A 23,253-nucleotide genomic window follows, 5' to 3' on the forward strand; every position below is an offset into this window, starting at 1 on the left:
TCACCAAGCATGCTGAGTAAGGAAGAAGCGTTTCCAGAAGTCGAGCCGGGGCTCGTCCGCCAGCGGGATCGGGCCGAAGCCCGCACCAACCTCCATGACGGCCGGTGTGTCGGGTGTCCACGCGGGCCAGTGCGGCAGGCCCGGTCCGTTGGGGTCGCCGGTGGCCGCGAAGTTGGCCCAGTAGCCGCTCATCGTCTCCGCGACGTCGCGGTCCTCGTCGGTCCACTCGGCGTGGTCGGGGTGCAGGTTGCCCCAGACGAAGTCGATCTCGGAGCCGTGCGAGGCGCGGCGCGCACTCTGTCCCGCCGGGGCGGCGTAGGTCCAGAAGTACGTGTACACCGGCCGGTCCGCGTGTGCGGCCCAGTCCTTCGCCCACAGCCAGGTGGAGATCCTGGCGTTGTCACGCACCGCGGCACAATGGGCGTGCGCCGCCTCGTCGTCGGTGCCGGCCGGGTAGAGCCGGAGGAACTCCTCGGCCAGCGCCCCGAACTTGAGCCGGGCGGCGTCGACGAAGTCCTTGCGCGTCAGGTGGACCGGCGGCGCGCCCGGTCTCCACGACTTCCTGCCGAGCGCCCGGAACTCCGCGAAGGCGCTCGCGGGCACCGCGCCGCTCTCGTCGTGGTTGTTCCCGGCCAGGTACCAGACGTCGTTCTGCAGTCCTTCGCGGTACGTCTGCTCGTAGCCCCTGGGCAGCACCCAGCCGTCGACGACGGGACGGAACGACGGCGGCTTGGCGGGGCCGCCCGTCTCCACGGCGCTGTCGACCACGGAGGCGTCCCCCTCCACCAGCTTCGGCCAGGGCAGAGCCCTGAGTTGGCGCAGGTTGCGTGCCCCGCGTTCCGCCGCGTACCGGGCGCCGGCGGCCTCGGCGTCGGCCAGGGTCCGGTAGGAGGTGCCCAGATAACGTAGGTCGGGGTCGCGGGAGTGCCGGGCGTGGCTCTGTGCGATCGCCCGGTGGAAGAGGCCCTCGGCCAGCGGGGACATGCCGAGGAAGTTCACCGATCCGGCGCCGGCCGACTGCCCGGCGATGGTGACCCGGTGGGGGTCGCCGCCGAAGTGCACGATGTTGCGCCGCACCCACTTCAGCACCGCGATCTGGTCGAGCAGCCCGTGGTTGCCGGAGGCGTGGTGCCCGGACTCCGCGCTGAGTTCGGGGGTGGCCAGGAAACCGAAGGCGCCCAGGCGGTAGTTGAAGGTGACCACCACGAGGCCCTTGCGGGCCAGGGCCTCACCGTCGTACCGGGGACTGGCTCCCGTGCCGACCCGGAAGCCGCCGCCGTGGATCCACACGAGCACCGGCCGCAGCTGTCCGTCCGAGGGGTCCGCCCCCGTCCAGACGTTGAGGCGCAGGCAGTCCTCGCTCATCGGCAGGTCGCTGCCGTGCAGCTCGGAGCCCGGCACCTGCGGGCACATGGGGCCGAACCGGACGGCCTCGTGCACCCCGCTCCAGGGCACTGGGGGCTGCGGCGGCCGCCAGCGCAGTTCGCCGACCGGGGGCGCCGCGTAGGGGATGCCGCGGAAGACGGTGACCGACCGGTCCCGTCCCGGTATGCCACCGGCCAGTCCCGCTTCGGTCTTCACCGGCCGGCGCATGGTCTCTCTCTTCTGGTCGCCGCGGTGCGCGGCGGCGGACGGCATCCTCACGCCTCCACGGCCGAGGCGGGGCGCTGCTCCCGGTGTGCCTGGAGCAGCAGCGCGCGGCGGGCGGAGGCGACGTGGTGGAGCATGGCGGCGACGGCGGCCGGGGAGTTGCGGGTGATGATGGCCAGGAGGATGGCCTGGTGCTCCTCCAGCGATCCGGTGCGCGGGTGCGGCGCCGAGAGGTTGCGGTACTGGCGCATCACCAGCGGGTAGAGCAGGGTGTCGTAGGCCCGGGCCAGGGTCTGCTGGTGCGCGGCCTCCGTCACCTGCTGGTGGAAGCGCCGGTTGCCGCGAGAGTAACCCGTCGCGTCTCCGCGGGACTTGCAGTCCTCCATCCCGTCCAGCGTGCTGCGCAGTTCGCGGATCTCGTCCTCGGTGGCCCGCTCCGCAGCCTTGCCCGCCAGCGCGGACTCCAGGGTCTCGCGGGCCTCCAGGATGTCCGCGGCCTCCTGGACGGAGAAGCTGCGGGTGCGCACCCCGCGGTTGACCTCGCTGGTGACGTAGCCCTCCTGGGTCAGCCGGACCAGGACCGCCCGCATGGTGCTGCGCGAGACGTTGAACATCCGGGTCAGGTCGGCCTCGGTGAGCCGGGTGCCCGGCTCGACACTGCCTGACAGCAGCAGCGAGCGCAGCCCTTCGTAGGCCTGGCTCTCCCGGGTCAGCAGCGTACGGCCCGCGTCGTCGTCGAAGCCGTTGGAATCCACCATGATCACCCTGTAGGTCTGCTCGGAGGGGTCGTCTGCGGTTGCACGGTCAGGCTCGGGCGAGCCCCGGATACAGCCGCCGGGCGGTGCCGGCGAAGATCTCCCGGCGGTCCTGCTCGGGCAGCTCGGCGACGACGCCCTCGGCCAGGGCGCGGAGTTCGGGCAGCGACTGCTCGGCCGCCGGCAGGTTCGAGCCCCAGGCGATCCGGCCCGCGCCGAACGCCTCGACGACCGGTCCGAGGAACTCGCCGGCCTGCTCGCCCGCGTCCCGCAGCCGCTCCAGGTTGCGGTGGGTGAGCTTGAGGTGCAGGCCCGGGTGGGTGCCGAGTGCCGCGACGTCGGCGCCGGCCTGTGCGGGCGAGGCGGTGATGTCGGGGTAGCCGATGTGGTCGAGGAGGACCTTCACGCCGGGGAACCGTTCCAGCAGTTCCACCAGTTGGCCGGTGGCGGCGCCCAGGCGCATCTGGAGGCAGACCGGCAGGTCCAGTTCGGCGGCCTGCTCCCAGAAGGGGAAGGTCTCCGGGGCGACGAACCACTCGCCCTGGGTGGGCACGGTGCTGCCGCTGGTGAACAGCCGCACGCCGGCCAACCCGCCGTCGCCGACCGCCGACTTGAGGGAGGTGGCGGCGTCCGGGCGCAGCGGGTCGACGGTGCCGACGGCGACGAAGCGGTCCGGCCAACGGCGGCTGCTGTCGAGGACGTAGGAGTTGTCGTAGCCGTAGTTCGTGGTGGCCTGCACCAGGACGGCCTGGGCGATGCCGGTGTCGTCCATGCGGGCGAGCATGCCCTCGGCGGTCACGGGCCGGGTGGCGGCCCACTCCGACTGCTTCCCGCCGATCGGTGCCTTGGGGTAGCGGGCCGTGTCCTCGGAGATGATGTGGCAGTGTGCGTCGACGAAGTCCACGTCGGGTGTGCTCCCTTGTTCTGTTTCCTGGTTCTTCGGTGGGTCCGGTTCGAGCCGGCTCAGGCGGCCGGGTACTCCCCGGTCGCGAACAGCGCGGGCAGGTCGGCGGGGAAGTCCGGGTCGAGCAGGCCCTGTTCCTTGGCGAACCGCACCATCGCGTTCAGGCTGGCCTCGTTGGCGTCGATGCCGTAAGGGACGGGGTCGCGGCCGATCTGCCGTCCCTGGCGGGCCAGTCGGGGCACGGCCGCCCAGTCGGGTTGGTCGGCGAGGTGGCGGCGCTTGCCGTCGGCGAACGCCGCGTAAAGTTTGGTCGCCAACTGCGAGTCGCGCTCGACGAGTTCGGAGCGCAGGGCGACCAGCGAGTGCAGTGGGTAGACGCCGGTGCGCAGGTAGTGGTCGACGGCGAGCGTGCCGGCCTCGGGGAAGAGCGGGTAGGGACTGCCGTCGCCGCCGGCCTCCGGTTCGGGTGTCGCCGTCCACCCTGCGCGGGGCGCGCCCGCCCGTCCGGTACCGGCGTTGCCGGTCAGTGCGGCGTCGATCTCGCCGGCGCGCAGCAGCTCGCCGAGCGAGCGGCCGTCCGTGACCCGTTCGACGTTGGCGGGGACCCGGCCCTCGACGTGGTCGTCGTCGTCGACCACCCAGGTGATCTTGTCGATGCCGACGCCGTACTCCTCGCGCAGCACACCGCGCACCCATACGCCGGTGCTGACCGAGTAGGCGCGCACGCCGACCCGGCGACCCTCCAGATCCTTGGGCACACGGATGCCGGAGTCGGCGGCGCACTGCACGTCGCCGTGGTGGAAGCGGCGGTTGAGGAACACCGGGACGGCGGTGAGCGCGATGCCCTCCTGGCGTGCCATCAGATAGGAGACCGGGGCGAGTTCGCAGACGTCGAACTCCAGGTCGCGGATCATCCTGCGGTAGGCGCCGATGACCGGTTTGACCTCGACCGGTTCGACCAGGTAGCCGTCGATGGCGACGTCGCCGTCCAGCAGTGGCTGCGCGTGCGGGTATGCGCCGACAACCACGGTGAGCTTGTCCATGCCTCGTCCTCTTGCTCGTGTGTCGTGTGTGGGGTGGGGGGTGGAGCGTCCGTGCCGCGGTCCTCAGCCGCCGAGCCGGGACGGCGGCACGCCGAGTGCCGTACAGGTCCGCTCGACGAGTTCGTCGTAGTCCACCGCCCGCGGGATCACGTCCTGCTCCAGCGCGTAGGCGGCGGCCTTGGTGAACGCGGCACGCAGGCCCGCGAAGCCCACGGGGTGCAGGGCGACCGTGCCGCCCTCCTCCTTGGCGGCGAGCACCGCCCGCATCGCGTCGTACGCGGCGAGGACGGCGGCCCCGTGCTCCGCGGCGGCCGACTCGGACACGCCGACGACGTGGTTGACCGGGATGAACCCCTGGTCCTTCGACCACTCTTCGGCGACCTGGTGGGCGTCATCGATCGCGGTGCGGATACGGTCGTCGGCGGGCAGTTCGTTGCCCATGATCCCGAAGTCGACGTTCCCCGCCAGGAAGTCGGCCGGCAGCTTGGTGCCTTCTGGTGCCCGCTTCACCCAGGACGGGTCCTCGGCTCCGTCCACGTGATGGCCCTCGTACGTCGTCCAGGCCGCCTTGCGCAGGTCGACGCCGTACTGCTCGGCGAGGAAGCCGCGTACCCACACACCGGTGGTCTGGCTCCAGGCGCGGACTCCCACGCTGTGTCCCTCGACGTCGGCGACCGAGAGGCCGCCGAGGGTCACCAGGGTCTGGTGCTGGTGGCGTCCCAGAGTGGTGACGGGCAGCAGCAGCACCGGCTTGCCGTGGGCGACGGCCTGCAGCACGGTGACGATGGCCAGTTCGCACAGGTCCACGTCCGACGCGTTCACGAAGCCGCGCGATGCCTTGTGCACCGGCTTGATGTCGACCCGCTCCGGCTCCGCGCCCGCCTCGCGGGCCGCCGACAGCGCGGCCGACGCGAGGTCGTCCCGGCCGAGCACCAACTTCATTTCTGTCTCCTCTTGTTGCATGGGAACGGGGCGTCTCACGCCTGTTGGGCGGGGTGCGCCGTACCGTGCCCGTGATGCCGTTCGTGGTGTTGGCGCAGCAGGTCGACGCCGAAGTCGTTGCCGTTGGGGGTGCGGACGACGGTGTGGATGTGCCGGCGCGAGGGGTAGTTGTTGTCGAAGAGCACGCCGGGCATGTGCTCGAACTCGACGAGGATCACCGGGCTGTGGAAGCGGTAGTAGAAGGTGCCGTCGGGGTCGCCGACCCACCCGAAGCGGGTGTCGCCCTCGTGGGCGCGGACCTCCTCCATGCGGAACCGCGCATGCTGGTCGGCGGCCCGGTCGACGTAGAGCCCGAGCAGTCGCAGTGCGGTGTCGCGCTGGCCGGGCGTCATCTCGCCCAACCGCAGTCCCTGGTAGTCGAGTTCGTAGTTGTCCCGGAAGGCCCCGACGAACAGCTCCGACGGCATGGTGTCCGCGATGACGGCCGCTTCCCGCTGCCGGCCGTCGAGTTGGGTGAACAGCTCGTGGCCGAGGGCCTCCTCGCCGCGGAAGGCCACGGTCCCGGCGTACTTCCCGGACCCGGCGATCACCGGCTCGGCGCCCAGGAAGGAGGGGGTGAGGACCATCTGGTCCCCGACGAACACGCAGTTGATGTTGACGTGGTGGCCGTCGAGCTGCCAGCCCCAGGGGCCGCCGTTCTCCGGCTCGCCGTAGACGGAGAACCAGTACAGCCACTCGTTGAGGCCGTAGGTGTTGTCGCTCAGTTCGCCGATGGTGAGGTTGAGGCGCATGAGGTCGACCATCTGGCGGTAGCCGTCCGCGCTGAGGCTCTCCCGGATGACGGCCAGGGCCCGTTCGCGCTGGGAGTCGTCGAAGTCCTCCAGCAGCATGCCGTGGCGCAGGAAGTACCGGGCGCCGTTGTTCCAGTGGCGCCAGCTGACGTCGTCCATCGGGAAGCGGCCCTCGGCGAGCTGCTTCCCGGTCAGGCCCGCCAGGTAGTCCTCGGCCGCCCGGTACACCTTGCGGACGTCCGCTCCGGTGTCGCGCAGCGGGAACAGTCCCGGCCGGATGCCGTCGGACGTGGCCACTCCGCGGAAGGGCTCGTTCGCCGCCTTCACCCGCCAGGCGACCTTTTCGAGCAGGTCGGGTGTCCATGTCTCCGGCTTGCGCGTGGGCGGGTTGCCCCGCTTGCGCAGCCCTACCGGTTCCCTCACCGCTGCTCCCTTCTCGATGTCCTGATGGGTCGAGTCACGTGTCGGGTCATGTGTCGAGGAAGGCCGTCTCGTGCTCGATCGCGGCCACGTCCACCGGCTGGCCGATGAGGTCCTGCTCCAGGGCGTACCGTCCGGCGATCTCCAGGCAGGCGGTCAGCGAGGGGCTCCACCCGGCCGTGACCGCGCGTCCGGCGGGCGAGTCGTCGCGCTGGTCCGCGGTGTCCGCGATCGCCTGTTTCAGGGCACGGTAGACGGCGAGCACGGCGTCGGGGCGCTCGCGCAGGACGTCGTCGCGCACCACCAGCAGGTGGTTGGCCGGGATCGTGCCGTGCCGCTGGATCCACGCCTGCCCGGCGTCCTCGGCGTCCGCGACGAGCGGAACCAGCCCGGCGCCCTGCCCGCCGATCGCCTTCGGCCCGAGCACGGCCGCGCTGACGTCCCCGGAGCGCAGCAGGTCCCCGACCCGCTCGGCAGCCGACCGCTGCACGTAAGGGGGGTTGACGTACTGGGAGACATGGACGTCCTCGGTGGTCACCCAGGTGATGTCGGAGGACTTGACGCCGTACTCCTCCTGGAGCCAGCCGCGCACCCACAGACCGGTCGTCTGGCCGTACGCGCGCACCCCCACACGCCGGCCCACGAGATCCCCGGGGCTCAGCTCCGGGCCCTCGGGCAGCCGGGTCAGGGAGCGGTGGTGGGTGCTTCCCACCAGCACCACCGGCAGCAGCGTCAGCGGGATGCCGGCCTCGCGGGCCTGGAGGTAGGTGGCCATCGGCATCTCGCTGATGTCGTAGGCCAGTTCACGGACCATGCGGGCGAACGCCGGGGGCAGCGGGGAGGACTCCAGGTGGCGGCACTCCACTCCGGCCACCGGAACCGTGCCGTCCTTCAGCGGCCTTGTGTGCGGGTAGTTGCCCAGCAGGACGGTCAGCGGCGTCGCCGAGGGGTTCTCGCTCATGCCGGTCACACGTCCTCGCCGTACTGGATGCGCCGGTACGGGGTGCTGAGCACCTCACGGGTGATGCGGACGTCGACGACGGTCGGGCGGGGGGCGCGCACGTACTCGGCGAGGGCATCGCGCAGTTCCTGCGGGGTGCGGACGGTGGCGCCGGCGCCGCCCAACGCCTGGGCCACGGCGCCCAGTTCAGGGGTGGGGATGGTCGCGAGATCCGGGTCCAGGCCCTTCGCCCTCGCCTTGTGGTACTCGGCGCCCAGACCCTGGTCGTTCATCACGACGACCAGCAGCGGGACGTCGTAGCGGCACGCCGTCTCGAACTCGGACAGGTGCATGAGGAAGCTGGCGTCGCCCTCCACCACGAAGCCGGGCCGGTTGCCCTGCGCGATCAGCTGGCCCATGGCGATCAGCGGGGCCTGGCCGATGGCGCCGAACATGCCGTAGTTGGAAAGCACGTCACGGGAGCGCTGGAAGAGCATGGTGCCGAAGTCGGTCTGGTGGCCGCTGCCCAGCACCAGGCCCATCTCGCCCGGGAGTTCGTGGTCGAGGATCCAGATCGCCTCGCGCGGGTCGAGCCGTCCGGGCTCGCGCACGTACTCCGCGGGCGGCTGGAGCCGGGCCGTCAGGTGCCGGTGAACGGCGTCGGTGTGGTAGCCCTCCAGCCGGACAGCACGCTCCTGGAGGGCGCGAGTCAGTGCGGTGAGGGCGGTGACCGCGTCGGCCTGGAGGTAGCAGTCGGCCGTCCTGCCGTTGCCCATCACCAGGTGCGGGGCCGTGTCGATCTGGATGTACTTCGCCTCGGGATAGAGGTAGCCGCTCTCGATGGTGTAGTGGTTCAGGCTGGCGCCCACCGCGATGACGCAGTCGGCCTCCTGCAGCAGTTCCATCGACGCCTTGTCGCCGAACAGTCCCGACAGGCCGACGTGGAAGTCGGTGCGGTCGCACAGCCAGTTCTTCGCCTGGAGGGTGGTCGCCAGCAGCGCGCCGGTCTGCTTCTGCAGGGCGAGGATCTGCTCACCGGCGTCCGCCCTGCGCGCGCCCCGCCCCGCGATGATCACCACGCGCTTGGCGTGGTGGACGAGGTCGCAGGCGGCGTCGACCGCGACCGGGTCGGGCAGCAGGCGCGGCGTGCGGATCAGGGCCGTGGAGGGGACGTAGTCCTCGTCGTAGTCGTCCAGTTCGGCCGTCTGGACGTCGAGGGGGGCGCTGATCATGACCGGCCTGGACTCGGTGCGGGCCAGGTAGAACGCCTGGCGTACGGCCTCCTGCGCGTTCTCGGGCCGGGTCACGTGGATGAACTCGCACTCGATGGCGGCGGCGAAGCGGCGCTGGTCGAGGTACTGGGTGGCGCCCTCGTCCCCGAGGGAGGTCTCGCCGCAGAAGGCGATCAGCGGGGTCTTCGCCCGGCTCGCCACGATCATCGAGGTGGCCAGCTGGGAGACGCCGGGGCCGCTGGTCGTGGTGACGACACCGGGCTGTCCCGCGCCGCGCGCCCAGCCGTCCGCCATACCGAGGCCGGAGCCTTCGTGCCGCACCTCGTACAGCCGTACCCCGCGATCGGCGAGGGCGGCCATCCAGTGCATGTTGGCGTCGCCCATCATGCCGAAGACGTCGCTGGTGCCCTCCCGGACAAACGCCTCGGCGAGTGCTTCGTAGACCTTCACTTCTGGGACTCCTTCACGTTCGCCGCGGCCGTCGCCGGTGCCTTCGCGCTTGCCTTCGTCCGCGCCTTCAGGACACCGTCGAGCCGGGCGAAGACCCGCAGCGCGTTGTCTCCGTAGACCGCCTGTCGGTCGGCGTCGCTCAGGGTGTCGATGGAGTCGAGGGTGTACTTGGTGTCGTCGAAGCGGCGCCCGGTCTCCGGGTCCACGCTGCGGACGGCGCCGATCATCTCCGAGGCGAACAGCACGTTGCGGGCCGGGATGATGTCCAGCAGCAGTTCCATGCCGCGCTTGTGGTACACGCAGGTGTCGAAGTACACGTTGCGCAGGACCGACTCCTCCAGCGGCGGCCGGCCGCGGTCCTGCATCATGCCGCGGTAGCGCCCCCAGTGGTACGGGACGGCGCCGCCGCCGTGCGGCAGGATCAGCTTCAGCGTCGGGAAGTCCCGGAACAGGTCCGACTCGCACAGCTGCATGAACGCCGCGGTGTCACCGGCGAGATAGTGGGCGCAGGTGCCCTGCAACGCGGGGTTCCTCGACATCGCGACATGGACCATCGCGGGGACGTCGAGCTCGACCAGCTTCTCGTAGAGCGGGTAGTAGACCCGGTCGGTCAGCGGCGGGGCCTGGTAGTAGCCGTCGGAGGGGTCGGGGTTGAGCAGGCAGCCGACGAAGCCCAACTCCTCGACGCAGCGCTCCAGTTCGGTGACGGAGTTGCGGACGGAGGCGGCCAGGGCGTCGCCCGGGGACTGCGGCAGCTGGCACACGCCCACGAACCGCTCGGGGAACAGGCCGCACACCCGGGCGATCAGGTCGTTGCTGACACGCGACCAGTCGAGGCTGGTGCGCTCGTCGCCGTAGTGGTGGGCCATCTTGCCCGCGCCCGGGGAGAAGAACGTGAGGTCGGTGCCCCGCTCGGTCTGCAGCTTCAGCTGCCCGTTCTCGATGGCACTGCGGATCTCGTCGTCGCCGATGTGCAGTTCGTCGGGCGGGACGCGGGCGCCCGACTCCTCGAACGCCTGGATCTGCCTCTCGCGCCACTTGCCCAGCGCGGGAGGCGCCGTGGTGAAGTGGCCATGGCAATCGATGATCATGAAATGCTCCGAGACTTGCGTAGCGGTGGGGGCGTGTGGTGCGCGCGGGCCTGCCGGGCGCCGTCAGTCGCGGCCGGTCAGCTCGCGGGCCCTGTCCAGGCCGGGGTAGGTGCGCACCGGCGCCGACATCAGGAAGCGGTAGCCGTCGTCGAGCACCTGCTTGACGTTGCCGGCCGTGACATGGGGGTGGCCGACGGCGACCCCGCGCTCCCCGCAGATGTCGAGGATCCGGCGCTTGCACTCCAGCACCCGGGGGTGCTCGTACTGGCGGGGGAAGCCCAGTTCCTGGCTCATGTCGCCCTCGCCGATGAGGATCAGCCCGATCCCCGGCACCTGGTCGAGGATGTCCGGCAGGTTCCTGATGCCGAGCTGGTCCTCGATCATGAGGCCGACGAGGATCTCCCCGTCCGGGGCGAGCGGCCACACGTCGGCGCGGGCGTAGTACTCGATGTTGGAGATGCCCCAGTAGCGCGTCGCCGCGTGCGGGCCGTCCCCGCGCAGGCCGGCGGGCTCGTAGCGCGGGGCCTCGGGCAACCGCGGGTAGCGGCAGGCGGCGACGGCGTTACGGGCCTCCTCCACCGTGGCGATGTGCGGCCAGATGACCCCGAACGCCCCCAGGTCGAGGGCCTGCTTGGCGTGCCACTGCGCCTTCTCCGCGCCGTTGGCGGGGATGCGCACCAGCGGCGTGACGGCCGGGGCGAGACTCTCCGCCTCGAAGATCTGACGCCGGCTCAGCAGGTACTGGAAGCTGTCCTTGAGGGCGTTGATGTCCCACGGTTTGTGTTCCATCTCGAACACCACCGCGTCGTAAGCCGAGGTGCTCAGTTCGGTCGCGGACGCCGGGTCGGCCCCCGAGAAGGTCGCGAAGACGTGCTGTCCCGCGTCCAGAGCGCCGATCACCTTGTTCAACCTGGACGTTGTCATCGCCGACTCCTCTGGCCGAGTGCTTCGCCTTCACCGGACTTGTCCACCGCGGGCGCCACCGTCCGCGGTGGCTGCCCCTGCCGTCCGGCCCGGCGCCCCGCCCACCACGCACGCAGGCGTGCGAGCAGACCGGCGCGGCGCGGCGCGGCCGTGGGCGCCGTGGCGTGCGCACCGGTGGCGAGCGCCGGGGCCGGCTCGCCAGGCCCCGCGCACACCTTGACCAGCTCGTCGGTGAATTCCTTCGTCATCCGCGCGACCACCATCCCCGCGCCCGACTCGATCAACTTGGCCAGCTTGCCGTTGAGTTTGATCTCTCCGTCGCAGTAGACCCGCGCGCTGCCGGAGGTCTCTCCCGCGGCGACGCGGAAGGTTGCACCGGCGCTGAAGCGGGTGGCGCCCTGCCCGTCCGCGCCCCGGGCCGACAGACGGCCCTCGTACTCGGGCTCGTCCAGGTCCAGGGCGACGCGGGCGGCGAACTTGACCCGGAGGCCGCCGAATCTGACGGCGAGGGTTCCGTCGAAGGAGCCGTCGTCGTGCGACGCCCCGAGCTCCGCGCCGCCGATGCACGACACGACGGCCGACGGGTCCGAGATGACCTCCCAGACGCGTCGGGGCGGACTCGGAACGGCGATCTCTTCCTTGATCGATATCAAAACTGTGAACCTAACTCGGCGGCGGACACGTCGTCATGGGAGACCTGAGGAAGGCATGACGGCATGACGGCATCGCTGTTTGACGGCATGACGGTCTGGCGGCATGGACACTTGGCGGCATGCCGGTCCGACGGTTCGGCTGTGCCTACGCGGCGGACTTCCGCTCGGCGGCGAAGAGACTCCAGAGGTCGTTGTAGAGCTCCGAGAACTCGGGAGACTCGACGAGCGAGCCGATCTGGCGCGGGCGTTCGAAGGGCACCGGGATGACGCGGCGGACCGTACCGGGGCCCTTCGACATCACGATGACCTCGTCGGCCAGGTAGATGGCCTCGTTGAGATCGTGCGTGACGAAGATGAGGGTCCCGTTCTGCTCGCGCCAGATGTTGAGCAGTTCCTGCTGCAACTCCAGTCGCGTGATGGCGTCCAGCGGCCCGAACGGCTCGTCCATCAGCACGATAGACGGGTTGTAGATCAGCGCACGCGCGATGGCGCAGCGCTTCTGCATGCCGCCGGACAGCTCCCGGGGGAAGTGGTTCTCGAAGCCGGTCAGTCCGACCAGCTCGACCCAGTGGGCGACGCGTTCCTCGCGTTCGTCCTTGGGAACCTTGCGGAACTTGAGCGCCAGGCCGATGTTGGCCTTGACGCTCAGCCAGGGCAGCAGATGCGAGTGCTGGGTCACGTACGCGGCATCGGAGTTGACGCTGGTGACGCGCTCGCCGGCGTAGTGGACCTCGCCCCGAGCGGGAGTGAGCAGCCCCGCGGCCAGGTTGAGGATGGTGCTCTTCCCGCACCCGCTGGGCCCGATCACGGCGACGACCTTGCCGCGGTCGACCGTGAACGACACACCGTGGATGGCCGGTTGATGAGTGCCGGGGAACTGCAGGGTGACGTCGTCGAGACGGAGTGCCTCCGGGTGGAAGGTGCGCTGGCTGGTCGACATGGCTGTCTCCTCGGCTCCCTCACCGCGAAGAGACGTAGCGGGGGCCGTGCGCTCGTGCCGGTTGGGGCGTTGGTGTGGTGTGGGACGTTAACGGGTGGCGGTGGGGGCGATCGACGCCTCGGAAAGTGGGCCGAGGTCGACTGGATCCCTGCGGCGAGGCCGTCTCGGCGACGCCACGCATCTTCGAGATTGTCCGACAAGCTTTGATGCGAACGTAACACCGTCGACTCGAGCGGACAAGAATCCTGCAGAAAAACGTCGTCTTCTCATGTGCGCCGACACTGCCACCTCGTCATTGTTGGACAAAATGAGTGCCGACGCCCCGCCGAGTCCTCTGCCGCGGCTGCCCCGAAGGCCAGCGGCGGCACCTATCGGGCCCCACTCGAGCCGCCGCTGGACGCGGAGCCGGCCCACTGGTGATCGCCGACACCCGGCGAGGCCTGGATTGTCAGGCAATCCACATTCACATCTAAACACCTGGAGTCGCGAAGCAGGTTTCTCGCGCGCGCTTCTTGTCGCCAGGGGCCCGACACGTTACGTTCCCGTGAAGTATTGTCGGACAACTCGCGGACCTCATCCTCCGCGACGCCGGCACGGCCCGAGGGCTGCGACGCCCGCATCCCGCCCATGAGAAAGGCGCAGCTCGATGAACGACGCTCCCCGGCCTAGGACTCGACCGCATCCCGCGGGGGACGACGGCCCCACTTCCCCGAGGCCCTCGCGGCGAACCGTGCTGACGGCCATGACGATGTCGGCCGCGGCCGCCGCTCCCCTGCTCTCCGGCACGCCGGCCGCCGCCGCGGGACGGGACCGGCCGGGCGACCTGCTCTACATCGGCACCTGGGGACAAGGTCAGGTGCATGCAGTGCGGTTCGACCCCGACCGCGGGACCATGACCTCGCTGGGATCCGTGGCCCAGGTCACCTCGAACTGGGTCACCACGCACCCCACCCGCCCGATCCTCTACGTCGCCGGCAGCGAGCAGGGCGGATACATCCGGGTCTTCCGGATCGACGACGCCTCGGGGGCGCTGCACCAACTCGACGAGATCACCGTCGAGTCGGTCCCGACGGGCAGTGGCGGGCTGTCGTACATGGGACTGACCAGGAACGCGGACACCCTGCTGGTCGCCGACTTCGCGGCCGGCTCGGCGGTGACCGTCCCGGTCGGCTCGGACGGCGGTCTGCGCGCCGTGGCCTCGGTCGTCCAGGACGTCGGGTCCGGCCCCAATCCACGCCAGGCGGGCCCGCACCCCCACTCCGTCGTCGTCGACCCGAGCCGCAGGTACGCGCTGGTCGCGGACTTCGGCGCGGACCGGGTGTTCGTATACGACTACGACCCGACCACCCACCGGATGTCGGCCGGCACCCCTGACGGACCCGGGTCCTTCGCGACCGCACCGGGTTCGGGCCCGCGCCGCTTGGCGTTCCACCCGAACGGACGGACCCTCTACCTGCTGAACGAACTCACCGCCGACCTACAGGTATTGGGATGGGACTCCAGGCAGGGTGAGTTGACGGGCCATCAGATTTTGACGACAGACTCCGCCGACCACACCGGGACCACGAGCGCAGCCGAGTTGGCCGTCAGCCGTGACGGCCGGTACCTGTACACGTCCAACCGCGGCGAGAACGCCCTGGTCGTCTTCTCCGTGGACCCCGCGACCGATCTGCTCACCGAGATCCAGCGCATTCCCTGCGCCGGCGTCACGCCGTGGAGTTTCGCGCTGCACCCCGGGGGGCGGTGGCTGTTCGTCGCGAACGAGGCGAGCGGAAGCCTGAACCTCTTCGCGGTCGACCGGGTGTCCGGGCATCTCACGGACACGGGCACCTCCCTCGCCGTGCCCAATCCCGACTGCGTCGCCTTCCGAACCCGGTCGGACCAGCACTGACCGGCGGCTCGGAGGTATCCGAAGGGAAATCCGCACGCTTCACAACGGCCTTGCCCCGCACCGGCGTTCACGGTCGACCGCGAACGCCTCGGTGCCCCGTGCGCCGCCACGCGAACACCGCCGGCCCGAGACCCTCGACGGGTGTGAGGCAAAGCCGTGACCCTGATGACCACTGTCGAGGTGGTCTCGCCCGGTACCCGTCGATGCCTGCGTGACACATCCTGAGCGAGGCGCCCGCCCCGGTTGCCGCCAGTCATACTGCTCGATACCGCCCGTCAGGCGGCAGACACTTCCCGAACCACAGGTGATCATGTGAACGCGATGCAGTACGACGACACGGCCGACGCCGAGCAGAGCCCGTCGACGCGGCACAGTCAGGCCTACGAAGGCCTGCGGTCGCTGCTGCAGTCGGGAAGCTTCGCGCCGGGCACCCGGCTCACCGAAGCGGACCTGACCCAGAGATTCGGCGTCTCGCGCAGCACCATGCGGTCGGTGCTCGTGCAGCTGGCGCTGGAGGGTTACGTCACCAGCGAGGTCAACAGGGGTGTCCGTACCCGGGACTTCACCGTCGAGGAAGCCCTGGACATCCTGGAGGCAAGGGAAACACTCGAATCCGCCCTGGCCGGCAAGGCCGCCGAACGCGCGACGGAGGAGGAGATCGAGGCGCTGCGCCGTACGCTGCAGATCATGGCGGACTGCCAGGCGAGCGGCGACCAGGCGGGCTACTCCCAAGGCAACCGGACGTTCCATCAGCAGATCAAGCGCGCCGCCCACCAGCAGACACTGGCCCGCGCCTACGACACCCTGCTCTATCCCCTCGTCATGAGACAGTACCGCGACCTCACCGCACCCCACCCCCGGACCGGATCGCTCGAAGAACACCAGGCCATCTTCCTGGCCGTGCTCACCCGCAACCCCGACGCGGCCGTCGCCGCGATGCGCCACCACGTCGGCGCCGCCCGCAGAGCCCTCCTGCTGCGATCGGCCCAGGACACCCTCGATTGACCGACGGCCGCCGTCCCTCAGGTTCTGTCAGGGTGGCGGGTGTGCCGCGACGCGTTCTTCCCGGTCTCGAACTGGCCCAGCCGTTCTGCCTGCAGGTCGTCGCCCCGGTTCTCGACACCGCGCTGCGAGGCATGCCGTACTCTGCCGCGCCGATCGGCTGCGGCTCGGAGGTGCAGGGCTTCGACACCGTCCGCTCGACCGACCACGCCTGGGGTCCACGCGTCCAGGTGTCCCTTCACCGGTGATGTGTTCCAAGCCTGTGCACACCGTATGGACGCGGAACTCGACCGGCGACTGCTGGCTCAGTTCCGCGGCCGCCCGGTCCCGTTTCCCTTTCCCGAGGACCGGCCCGGCACCAGGTACACCTCAAAGATCTGCAGGCCTTCTTCACGGATCAACTCGGCGCCGACCCCACCCAGGGGCTGTCGGGGCGCGCATGGCCGATGGTCCCGACGCAGTTGCTGCGGGAGCTGACCGGCGGCGCGGTCTTCCACAGCACCGACGTCACCGACCGGAACCACACCGCCCGCCGCATCCGCTGCATCACCGGACCGCGACTGTCCGCCCAGCCTGCCGGACCGGGTCCGCAGGTGGCGTCCCGCCATGTGCAACGCCGTTGCTTTAGCAGTTCGGGCTGGGGGAGTACCCGCGGTCTGGTACTCCCACGGAACCGGTGCGGTTCACGCCGGCGGGCTGGTGCTGTACAGCGCGCGGACCCGCGCTTTGAGCAGCTTTCCGGAGGCGTTGCGGGGCAGTTCGTCCGTGACCACGACGGCCGACTTGGGGATCTTGTACTTCGCCAGCCGTCCCGCCAAGGACGCGATCACCGCATCGGGCGTCAGGTCGGTCCCCGGCCGGCGTACGACGACCGCGTGCGGTACCTCGCCCCACCTCTCGTCCGGCACTCCGACGACCGCGCACTCGACGATGTCGGGATGGGCCAGCAGCCGGTCCTCGATCTCGGCGGGGTAGATGTTCTCGCCGCCGGAGATGATGAGGTCCTTCTTGCGGTCGACGATGTAGACGTAGCCGTCCTCGTCGAGGCGGGCCACGTCCCCGCTGCGGTACCAGCCGTCCGTGAGCACGGCGGCCGTCGCCTCCGGCAGTCCCCAGTAGCCGGGCATGACGTTCGGTCCGCTGACCGTGATCTCGCCGGGCTCGCCCGGATCGACCGGGGAGAGGTCCGGGCGGACGACACGCACGTCTGTGAAGAAGTGGGGCACTCCGGCGGATCCGGCCTTGGTGACGGAGTGCTCGGCGCTCAGGAAGCACGCGCCGGGTGTCGTCTCGGTCATGCCGTAGCCCTGCTGGAAGGTCAGTCCGCGTTCCTGGTAGGCCTCGATGAGGGGCTTCGGTACCGAGGCGCCCCCGCAGTTGAGGATGCGCAGCGAGGACAGGTCCGCCTCCTGCCAGCGGGGGTGACGTGCCATCAGATCGAACATGGTGGGTACACCGAACATGAAGGTGATGCCGTGCCGTTCGACCAGTTCCAGCGCGCCGCCGGCGTCGAAACCCTCGACCAGGACGCACGTGCCGCCTTTGAGCAGGGTCGGCATGGTGAGCATGTTCAGCGCCGCGCAGTGGAACAGCGGTGCCGCGACCAGCGCGCGTTCGTCGGACGTCAGGTCGGTGTCCACCAGGACGTTGACGGCGTTCCAGGTGAGGTTGCCGTGGGTGAGCATGGCGCCCTTGGGACGGCCCGTGGTCCCTGAGGTGTACATGATGATGCCGATGTCGTCGGCGGTCACCGGCTCGTCGATCGGCTCGTCGGCGTACGAGGCGATCAACTCCTCGTACGCGGGGCCGACTTCGATACGGGTACGGGTGTCCGTGCTGCCGGGCAGTTCCGCGACGAGCGTGCTGTGCGAAGGCGCGTGAACGAGGACCTTGGCGCCGGAGTCGGCCAGCTGGTAGGCGATCTCGGGTCCGGCGAGGCGGGTGTTGAGCGGCACGAAGACCGCGCCGAGGGTGCCTGCCGCGAAGAGTGTCTCCAGGTAGGAGGGGTGGTTGGGGCCGAGATGGGCGACCCGGTCGCCGCGCCCGACGCCGCGGGAGCGCAGCGCGTGGGCGAGGCGGGTGGTGCGCTCGTACAGCTGCTCGTACGTGACCGCGGTGTTCTCGTGGATCAGTGCCGTGCGGTGGGGTGTCTTGCGGGCCCGGCGTGCCGGCCAGGATCCCAGTCCCTCGTTGCGCATCGCGGGTTCCTTCAGAGGTGGAGGGCTGCGGTCGCGGTGCTGCCCGTCGGAGGCGGAGGTGGGGCCGCGCACGGTCCACCCGGGTCGGCCGGCCCGGCGCTGCGTCACCGATGGACGCCTTCCGCCGGGCCGACGGATGGAGGAGGTGGGGGACTCTGCTCGCGCCAGGGTGGGCGGAGGCGGCTCAGCCGAAGGTGTAGCCCTTCCCGCTGGGGCCCTCGAAGGTCTTCACCGGCTTGAGGCCGCCCGGCGCGGTGGCGTCCGCGCGGGAGATGAAGACGGTGCGCGTCGGCGGCTGCGACGGGTCGGTGTAGTCGAGAGACGTGGCGAACAGGCCGTCCAGGTCGAGGTCGGAGGTCTTCCGCATCGCCTCCACGACACCCTCAGGGGTGAGGTTCCCGGCCTCGCAGGCGCTCTTCATGGCGTCGGTGAGCAGTTCTGCCTGCGCGTAGGCCAGCGGCACCTCGAAGCCCTTGGCCCCCTTGGGGGCGGCGGCCTCGTAGAGGTCCACGGCCTTCTTGACGCCCGGTTCGTCCGAGGCGTACGGGGCCGTGCTGGTGAACGCGTAGTAGTTCTTCAGCAGAGCCGGGCCGGCCGGGCTGTCCAAGAGGGACGGGCTGAACGTCGGGGCGTGACCGATGACGGGGATGTTCAGTTTCTGGGAGGCGAGGACACCGGAGAGTGAGGCGAGCTGCGGGGGAGCGGCGGCGACGATCACCGCCTTCGCGCCGGCCTTCGCCAGCGCCGAGGCCTGGGCGGACATGTCGGTGTCCTTGGGGGTGATCTCCTGCGGCACGATCTCGAGGCCGCGTTGTTTCGCCGCGTACTGGGCACCGGCCAGGGAGTCGTTGCCGTAGTCCCCGGTGAAGTAGACGACACCCACCTTGGCGCCCTTCTTGACCCCGAGATCGTCGACCAGGTAGTCGACGGCGTTGGCGGCCTCGACGCTGTAGGTCGTGCCGGGTATCTGGGCGTTGTCGTACTTCAGGGCGTTGCCCGCCCAGCCGAAGCCGCCGAGGTAGAGATGGTCGGCCTGGGCCAGGGGCAGGACGGCGGCCGAGGTCGGGCCGCCCAGCACCTGCTGCAGCGCGAGGATGTCCGGCGACATGCTGCGGTAGAGCGTGACGGCCTTCTGCGGGTCGTAGCCGTGGTCCTGAACGTCCACCTTCACGTCGCGGTCGCAGACGCCGCCGTCCTTGTTGAGCTGCGCATAGTACGCCTTCGTCTCGGCCACCTGCACCGAAGCGCCGGCGGCGAAGGGCCCGGAGAGGTCGGTGAGCATGCCGACCGTGATCGTGTCGGCGGTGACACCGGCGCCCGTCTTGACGTCGCCCTGACCACTGGCTCCGTCGCTTGAGGCGTTCGGGTTCTGGGTGGAGCACGCGGCGAGCGTGGCGATGCAGCAGCCGGCGATGGCCAGCGTGGTGCGGGTCCGGTTTCTCATGACTTCTCCTCAACGCTGATGGAGACGGAGGGGTGCGAGGGTGGGGGGTCGGTCGTGCCGGACGGGTCCGGTGACCGTGTGGGGACAGGGGGCGGGCCGCTCGTGTCGCGCTGCTGTGCTGCGCGCCGGTGGCGGACGCGACGCGCGGCGCCGGCCAGGCCACCGCGCAGGAAGAGCAGGACGGCGACGATGGCCGCGCCGTAGAGCAGCCGGGCCAGGGTCGCCGCGTCCAGCCCCCCGGAGCCCGGAGCGGCGAGGAACGGCAGCTGGGAGCTGTACTGCGCGAGGACGAGCGGCAGCGCGACCACGAACACGGCGCCGGCCGTGGCGCCCGCGATCGACCCGAGGCCACCGAGCACGATCATCACCAGGAAGTCGATCGACAGTTGGACGCCGAAGATGTCGGGAGCGATCCGGCCGTACGCGAGGGCCATGAGCGCACCGGCGATACCGGCGTAGGCGGACGAGACGACGAACGCGGTGGCCTTGGCCCGGGCCACGTTGATGCCCATGGCGGCGGCTGCCACCTCGCTGTCGCGGACGTTGGCCAGAGCACGGCCGGTGCGGCCGGCGCGGATGTTGCGGCCCAGCCAGGCGGACAGCACAGCTATACCGAGGAACAGGTACCAGAGCCGGTGCAGCCCCCCGAACTCGACGCCGGCCACGGCTAGGTAGTCCGGGTCGGCGTTGCTGAAGCTGAAGCCGGGCACGGAGAACGGCTCGACGGTCCGGCCGTTGAAACCACCCGTCAGTGTGTCGAGGTTGACCATGAGATGCCGGGCGAGGAAGACCAGTCCGATCGTGGCCAGGCCCAGGTAGATGCCCTGCAGGCGGCCGGAGATCGGGCTGAAGAGGCCGCCGGCCACAGCGGCCACCACTCCGGCGAGGGCCAGTGCGACGAACGGCGGCAGCCCGAGGCCGGCTTCCCGCCCCGACGGATCACCGACCGTCCAGGCGTAGGTGTACGCGCCCACGGCGGCGAAGAAGGCGTGGCCCAGGGAGAGTTGGCCGGCGGCGCCGACCAGGAGTGTGAGGCCGATCGCTCCGACGATCGCGGCCATGGCGAACAGGCCGGTCTGCAGCCAGAAGTCGTCGAGGAGCAGCGGGAGCGAAAGGGCCACGAGCAGGCCCAGGACCACCGGGCCCCGGCGGATGAGGTCAGACACGGACGGCCTCCTTACGGCCGAACAGTCCGGACGGCCGCACGAGCAGGACGAGGATCATCACGGCATAGGGCACGACCTCGCCCAGTCCGCGCCCGAGGAAGTGCAGTTCGGCTTCGTAACCGACCGCCAGTGCCGTGACGACGCCGATGATCAGGCCGCTGACGATCGCGCCGACGACGGAGTCGAAGCCGCCGAGCACCCAGGCGGGGATGGCGGCGAAGGAACTGAGCGCGAGGCTCGGCGCCACACCGGGCGTGGGGAAGGACGCGAGGAAGATGCCGGCGACCGCCGCGAGTGCTCCGGCCAGTGCCCAGCCGGCGGCTCCCGTGCGGGACGGCCGGATCCCCATCAGCTCCGCGGTGTCGCTGTCCGCGGCCGCCGCCCGCATGGCGACGCCGGCGCCGGTACGGGCGAACAGGAACCACAGCAGCCCGAACACGACGACGGCCAGTCCGGCGGCGACCACCCGACCGGTCGGCAGGGTGACGCCACCGACGGACACCACGTCCGCCCCCCAGGGGGCGCCGATGGGAAGCACCTGGTTGCCGATACGACGGGTGAGCTCGGTGAGCAGCAGGATGTCGACCCCGAGCATCAGGATGGCCGCCGTCCCGGGATTCGCCTCGGCCAGGTTGCGCACGAGGACCGCGTTGATGAGTACTCCGAGGACGGCCGCGCCGAGAACGCCGACGGCGGCTGCCGCCCAGAAGCCGATCGGATCGTGCAAGGTGGCGACGATGTACGCGCCGCTCAGGAGTACGGATCCGTGCGCGAAGTTCAGCACGCCGGTCGAGGTGTAGACGATGACGAAGCCGACGGCGATCAGGCCCAGGATCAGCCCGTAGGACAGGCCGTTGGCCAGTTGGGTGAGGAAGTAGGTCATGCTGCCGCCGTTCCGAGGTAGGCGCGCAGGACCGTGGGGTCCTGCTGTACCTCCTGTGGTGATCCCTCGGCGATGCGTTTGCCGAAGTCGAGTACGGTGATGCGTTCGGCCAGGCCCATGACGAAGGGCATGTCGTGCTCCACGAGCAGGATGGACAGCCCCAGTTCCCGCTGGACCGCCCGGATGGCGTCCGCCATGGCCATGGACTCTCCGTGGGCCATACCGGCGACCGGCTCGTCGAGCAGCAGCAGCGTGGGCTCGGCGGCGAGTGCGCGGCCCATCTCGACCCGCTTGCGGTCGCCGTACGAGAGGGCGTGCACCTCATGGCCGAGGAGTCGCTCGATACCGAGCAGGGCGGCGATCCGGCGCACGGTCTCGCGTTCGGCGCGCTCCTCCTTCCTCGCGCGGGGGAGCCGCAAGGCCTGCGCGGCGGTACCGGCGCGCATGAGGCGGTGCCGGCCGACAAGCAGGTTGTCCTCGACCGTGGCCTCCAGCGACAGTGAGATGTTCTGGAAGGTGCGGGCGACACCCAGGTCGGCGATCCGGTGCGAGGGCAGGGCGGTGACGGTGGCGTCGCCGTAGTGCACCGTGCCGCTGGTGGCGCGGTAGGCGCCCCCGAGGACGTTGATGCAGGTCGACTTGCCGGCGCCGTTGGGGCCGATGAGCGCGTGGATCGTTCCGGCCTCGACGGTGAAGGACACGTCCGAGAGCGCGGTGAGGCCGCCGAAGCGGACGGTCAGGTTCTCGACCCGCAGCTGCCGGGCCTCTCTTGACGGGCGCTCCAGGTGCACCGGCACCTCGACCGGCTCCTTCACCGGGGTCGTCCGCTGGGGGGAGGTGGAGCCCACGCCGAGGTAGCGGTCGCGGATCTCGTCGGTCGCCGCCAGCTCGGCCGAGGGCCCTTCGGCGGCGATCGCCCCGACCTCCAGCACATAGGCGCGGTCGGCGACCCGCAGACCCATCGCGGCGTTCTGCTCGATGAGCAGCACCGAGGTGCCCTGCGCATGGATCTGCTGGATGATGTCGCCGATCTGCTCGACCATCTGCGGGGCCAGGCCCAGCGACGGCTCGTCGAGCAGCAGTAGCTTGGGCGACGTCATCAGCGCCCGGCCCATCGCGAGCATCTGCTGCTGCCCTCCGGAGAGCAGTCCGCCGCGCGCGTCGCGACGTTCCGCGAGGGCCGGGAAGAGGTCGAAGACCCGGTCGGACGCTTCCTTGCGAGCACGCTTGTCGCGGACGGTGGCGCTGCCCGCGCGCAGGTTCTCCTCGACGGTGAGGTCGCGGAAGATGCGCCGTCCTTCGGGGACCATGACGAGCCCCGAGCGGACCACCCAGGAGGCGTCCCGCCGGGCGAGGTCCTGGCCCTCGAAGCGGATGGAGCCGCCGGTGACGGCGCCGTTGACGCTCCGCAGTGAGCGGGAGATCGCCCGCAGCAAGGTCGTCTTTCCGGCGCCGTTGCTGCCGAGTACCGCCACGACGGAGCCGCTGTCCACGCGTAGGGAGACCCCACGCAGTGCCTGAACGGCGCTGTCGTAGGCGACGGCGAGGTCGTCCACGGTGAGGAGTGGATCGGGCACGAGAGGCCTTTCCGTCAGGGGGAAGTAGGGCTCGGGACCTGGCGCGGGGCGTCGGCAGGTCGCGGCTGATGCGCTTGACGTCAGGCAGAAGTTAGATGTGCTCGTGACGCACGTCAATCATCTGTCGAATATCAAAATGGGGGCGGAATCGAGACGGACCGGTGTCAAATGCGCGAGGCGGTGGCGGCCAGAAGGTCGCGGTGCGTCGGCGGGTGCCTTGCCGCGCTCCTGCCGGGCGGTCGGCGGTGTTCGGTCACGCGACCGTGGACGGGCCCGTGCCCTGTGGGCGCCTCGTGTCCCGCCCGTGAGTCCTGAGTCGAGCGACGTCCCGTCCTCGCCCCCGCCGTCGGTCGCCATACATCCGCCGGTTGCTGTCCGCCCCACCGGGCGGGAAGCCGGGGCGAAGCCGCCGATGAC

At 70.4% G+C, this 23,253-nt stretch carries 20 protein-coding genes; 3 read left to right on the forward strand and 17 right to left on the reverse strand.

The genetic code is table 11. The features are described from left to right. From ACIRPX_RS29730 to ACIRPX_RS29785, 12 genes are all read right to left on the reverse strand, one after another. Window positions 1–1,638, reverse strand: coding sequence for a carboxylesterase/lipase family protein (locus ACIRPX_RS29730; RefSeq protein ID WP_404200925.1), 1,638 nt, complete (start codon window positions 1,636–1,638; stop codon window positions 1–3). A gap of 2 nt (window positions 1,639–1,640) precedes the next feature. Further along, window positions 1,641–2,348, reverse strand: a complete 708-nt coding sequence (locus ACIRPX_RS29735) for a GntR family transcriptional regulator (RefSeq protein ID WP_404200927.1) — start codon at window positions 2,346–2,348, stop codon at window positions 1,641–1,643. 46 nt (window positions 2,349–2,394) lie between these two features. After that, window positions 2,395–3,249: an amidohydrolase family protein gene (locus tag ACIRPX_RS29740; RefSeq protein ID WP_404200929.1), complete on the reverse strand. Its 855-nt coding sequence runs from the start codon at window positions 3,247–3,249 to the stop codon at window positions 2,395–2,397. Window positions 3,250–3,308: 59 nt separating this feature from the next. Continuing rightward, a complete protein-coding gene (locus ACIRPX_RS29745; RefSeq protein WP_404200931.1) occupies window positions 3,309–4,292 on the reverse strand; it encodes an ABC transporter substrate-binding protein in 984 nt (327 codons plus the stop codon). A 63-nt stretch (window positions 4,293–4,355) separates the two neighbouring features. Continuing rightward, on the reverse strand, window positions 4,356–5,234 hold the full coding sequence (locus ACIRPX_RS29750) for a hypothetical protein (RefSeq protein ID WP_404200933.1): 879 nt from the start codon (window positions 5,232–5,234) through the stop codon (window positions 4,356–4,358). 35 nt (window positions 5,235–5,269) lie between these two features. Next, window positions 5,270–6,448, reverse strand: coding sequence for a DUF3500 domain-containing protein (locus tag ACIRPX_RS29755; protein WP_404200935.1), 1,179 nt, complete (start codon window positions 6,446–6,448; stop codon window positions 5,270–5,272). Between the two features lie 46 nt (window positions 6,449–6,494). After that, on the reverse strand, window positions 6,495–7,406 hold the full coding sequence (locus ACIRPX_RS29760; protein ID WP_404200937.1) for an ABC transporter substrate-binding protein: 912 nt from the start codon (window positions 7,404–7,406) through the stop codon (window positions 6,495–6,497). Window positions 7,407–7,411: 5 nt separating this feature from the next. Continuing rightward, a complete protein-coding gene (locus tag ACIRPX_RS29765; protein ID WP_404200939.1) occupies window positions 7,412–9,067 on the reverse strand; it encodes a thiamine pyrophosphate-binding protein in 1,656 nt (551 codons plus the stop codon). Then, entirely contained in the window at window positions 9,064–10,158 is a 1,095-nt protein-coding gene (locus ACIRPX_RS29770) for an amidohydrolase family protein (protein ID WP_404200941.1), read from the reverse strand. The genes ACIRPX_RS29765 and ACIRPX_RS29770 overlap by 4 nt, the downstream gene beginning before the upstream one ends. 63 nt (window positions 10,159–10,221) lie before the next feature. Next, the gene (locus ACIRPX_RS29775) at window positions 10,222–11,082 is read right to left on the reverse strand and encodes an HpcH/HpaI aldolase/citrate lyase family protein (RefSeq protein WP_404200943.1); all 861 of its coding nucleotides are present in this window, start codon (window positions 11,080–11,082) and stop codon (window positions 10,222–10,224) included. After that, complete coding sequence (locus ACIRPX_RS29780; protein ID WP_404200945.1) at window positions 11,079–11,735, reverse strand: SRPBCC domain-containing protein; 657 nt, start codon at window positions 11,733–11,735, stop codon at window positions 11,079–11,081. The genes ACIRPX_RS29775 and ACIRPX_RS29780 overlap by 4 nt, the downstream gene beginning before the upstream one ends. Window positions 11,736–11,880: 145 nt before the next feature. Further along, window positions 11,881–12,675: an ABC transporter ATP-binding protein gene (locus ACIRPX_RS29785; RefSeq protein WP_404200947.1), complete on the reverse strand. Its 795-nt coding sequence runs from the start codon at window positions 12,673–12,675 to the stop codon at window positions 11,881–11,883. 742 nt (window positions 12,676–13,417) lie between these two features. On the opposite strand from ACIRPX_RS29785, the gene ACIRPX_RS29790 reads away from it, so the two are divergent. From ACIRPX_RS29790 to ACIRPX_RS29800, 3 genes are all read left to right on the forward strand, one after another. Then, the gene (locus ACIRPX_RS29790) at window positions 13,418–14,566 is read left to right on the forward strand and encodes a lactonase family protein (protein ID WP_404200949.1); all 1,149 of its coding nucleotides are present in this window, start codon (window positions 13,418–13,420) and stop codon (window positions 14,564–14,566) included. Between the two features lie 321 nt (window positions 14,567–14,887). After that, window positions 14,888–15,571 carry a GntR family transcriptional regulator gene (locus ACIRPX_RS29795; RefSeq protein WP_404200982.1) on the forward strand — a complete coding sequence of 228 codons (684 nt, stop codon included), beginning with the start codon at window positions 14,888–14,890 and terminating at the stop codon, window positions 15,569–15,571. Between the two features lie 41 nt (window positions 15,572–15,612). Beyond that, window positions 15,613–15,816 carry a hypothetical protein gene (locus ACIRPX_RS29800; protein WP_404200951.1) on the forward strand — a complete coding sequence of 68 codons (204 nt, stop codon included), beginning with the start codon at window positions 15,613–15,615 and terminating at the stop codon, window positions 15,814–15,816. Window positions 15,817–16,251: 435 nt separating this feature from the next. Here ACIRPX_RS29800 and ACIRPX_RS29805 read toward each other — a convergent pair whose 3' ends face one another. From ACIRPX_RS29805 to ACIRPX_RS29825, 5 genes are all read right to left on the reverse strand, one after another. After that, a complete protein-coding gene (locus ACIRPX_RS29805) occupies window positions 16,252–17,766 on the reverse strand; it encodes a long-chain fatty acid--CoA ligase (protein WP_404200953.1) in 1,515 nt (504 codons plus the stop codon). Window positions 17,767–17,950: 184 nt separating this feature from the next. Then, window positions 17,951–19,210 carry an ABC transporter substrate-binding protein gene (locus tag ACIRPX_RS29810; protein WP_404200955.1) on the reverse strand — a complete coding sequence of 420 codons (1,260 nt, stop codon included), beginning with the start codon at window positions 19,208–19,210 and terminating at the stop codon, window positions 17,951–17,953. Beyond that, window positions 19,207–20,376, reverse strand: a complete 1,170-nt coding sequence (locus tag ACIRPX_RS29815) for a branched-chain amino acid ABC transporter permease (protein ID WP_404200957.1) — start codon at window positions 20,374–20,376, stop codon at window positions 19,207–19,209. The genes ACIRPX_RS29810 and ACIRPX_RS29815 overlap by 4 nt, the downstream gene beginning before the upstream one ends. Then, the gene (locus tag ACIRPX_RS29820; RefSeq protein WP_404200959.1) at window positions 20,369–21,259 is read right to left on the reverse strand and encodes a branched-chain amino acid ABC transporter permease; all 891 of its coding nucleotides are present in this window, start codon (window positions 21,257–21,259) and stop codon (window positions 20,369–20,371) included. Before ACIRPX_RS29820 ends, ACIRPX_RS29815 begins: the two co-directional genes overlap by 8 nt. Beyond that, window positions 21,256–22,836, reverse strand: coding sequence for an ATP-binding cassette domain-containing protein (locus tag ACIRPX_RS29825; RefSeq protein WP_404200961.1), 1,581 nt, complete (start codon window positions 22,834–22,836; stop codon window positions 21,256–21,258). Before ACIRPX_RS29825 ends, ACIRPX_RS29820 begins: the two co-directional genes overlap by 4 nt. Between the last annotated feature and the right edge of the window lie 417 nt (window positions 22,837–23,253).

The sequence above is a fragment of the Streptomyces sp. NPDC101225 genome (assembly GCF_044767585.1).
Lineage (GTDB): Bacteria > Actinomycetota > Actinomycetes > Streptomycetales > Streptomycetaceae > Streptomyces.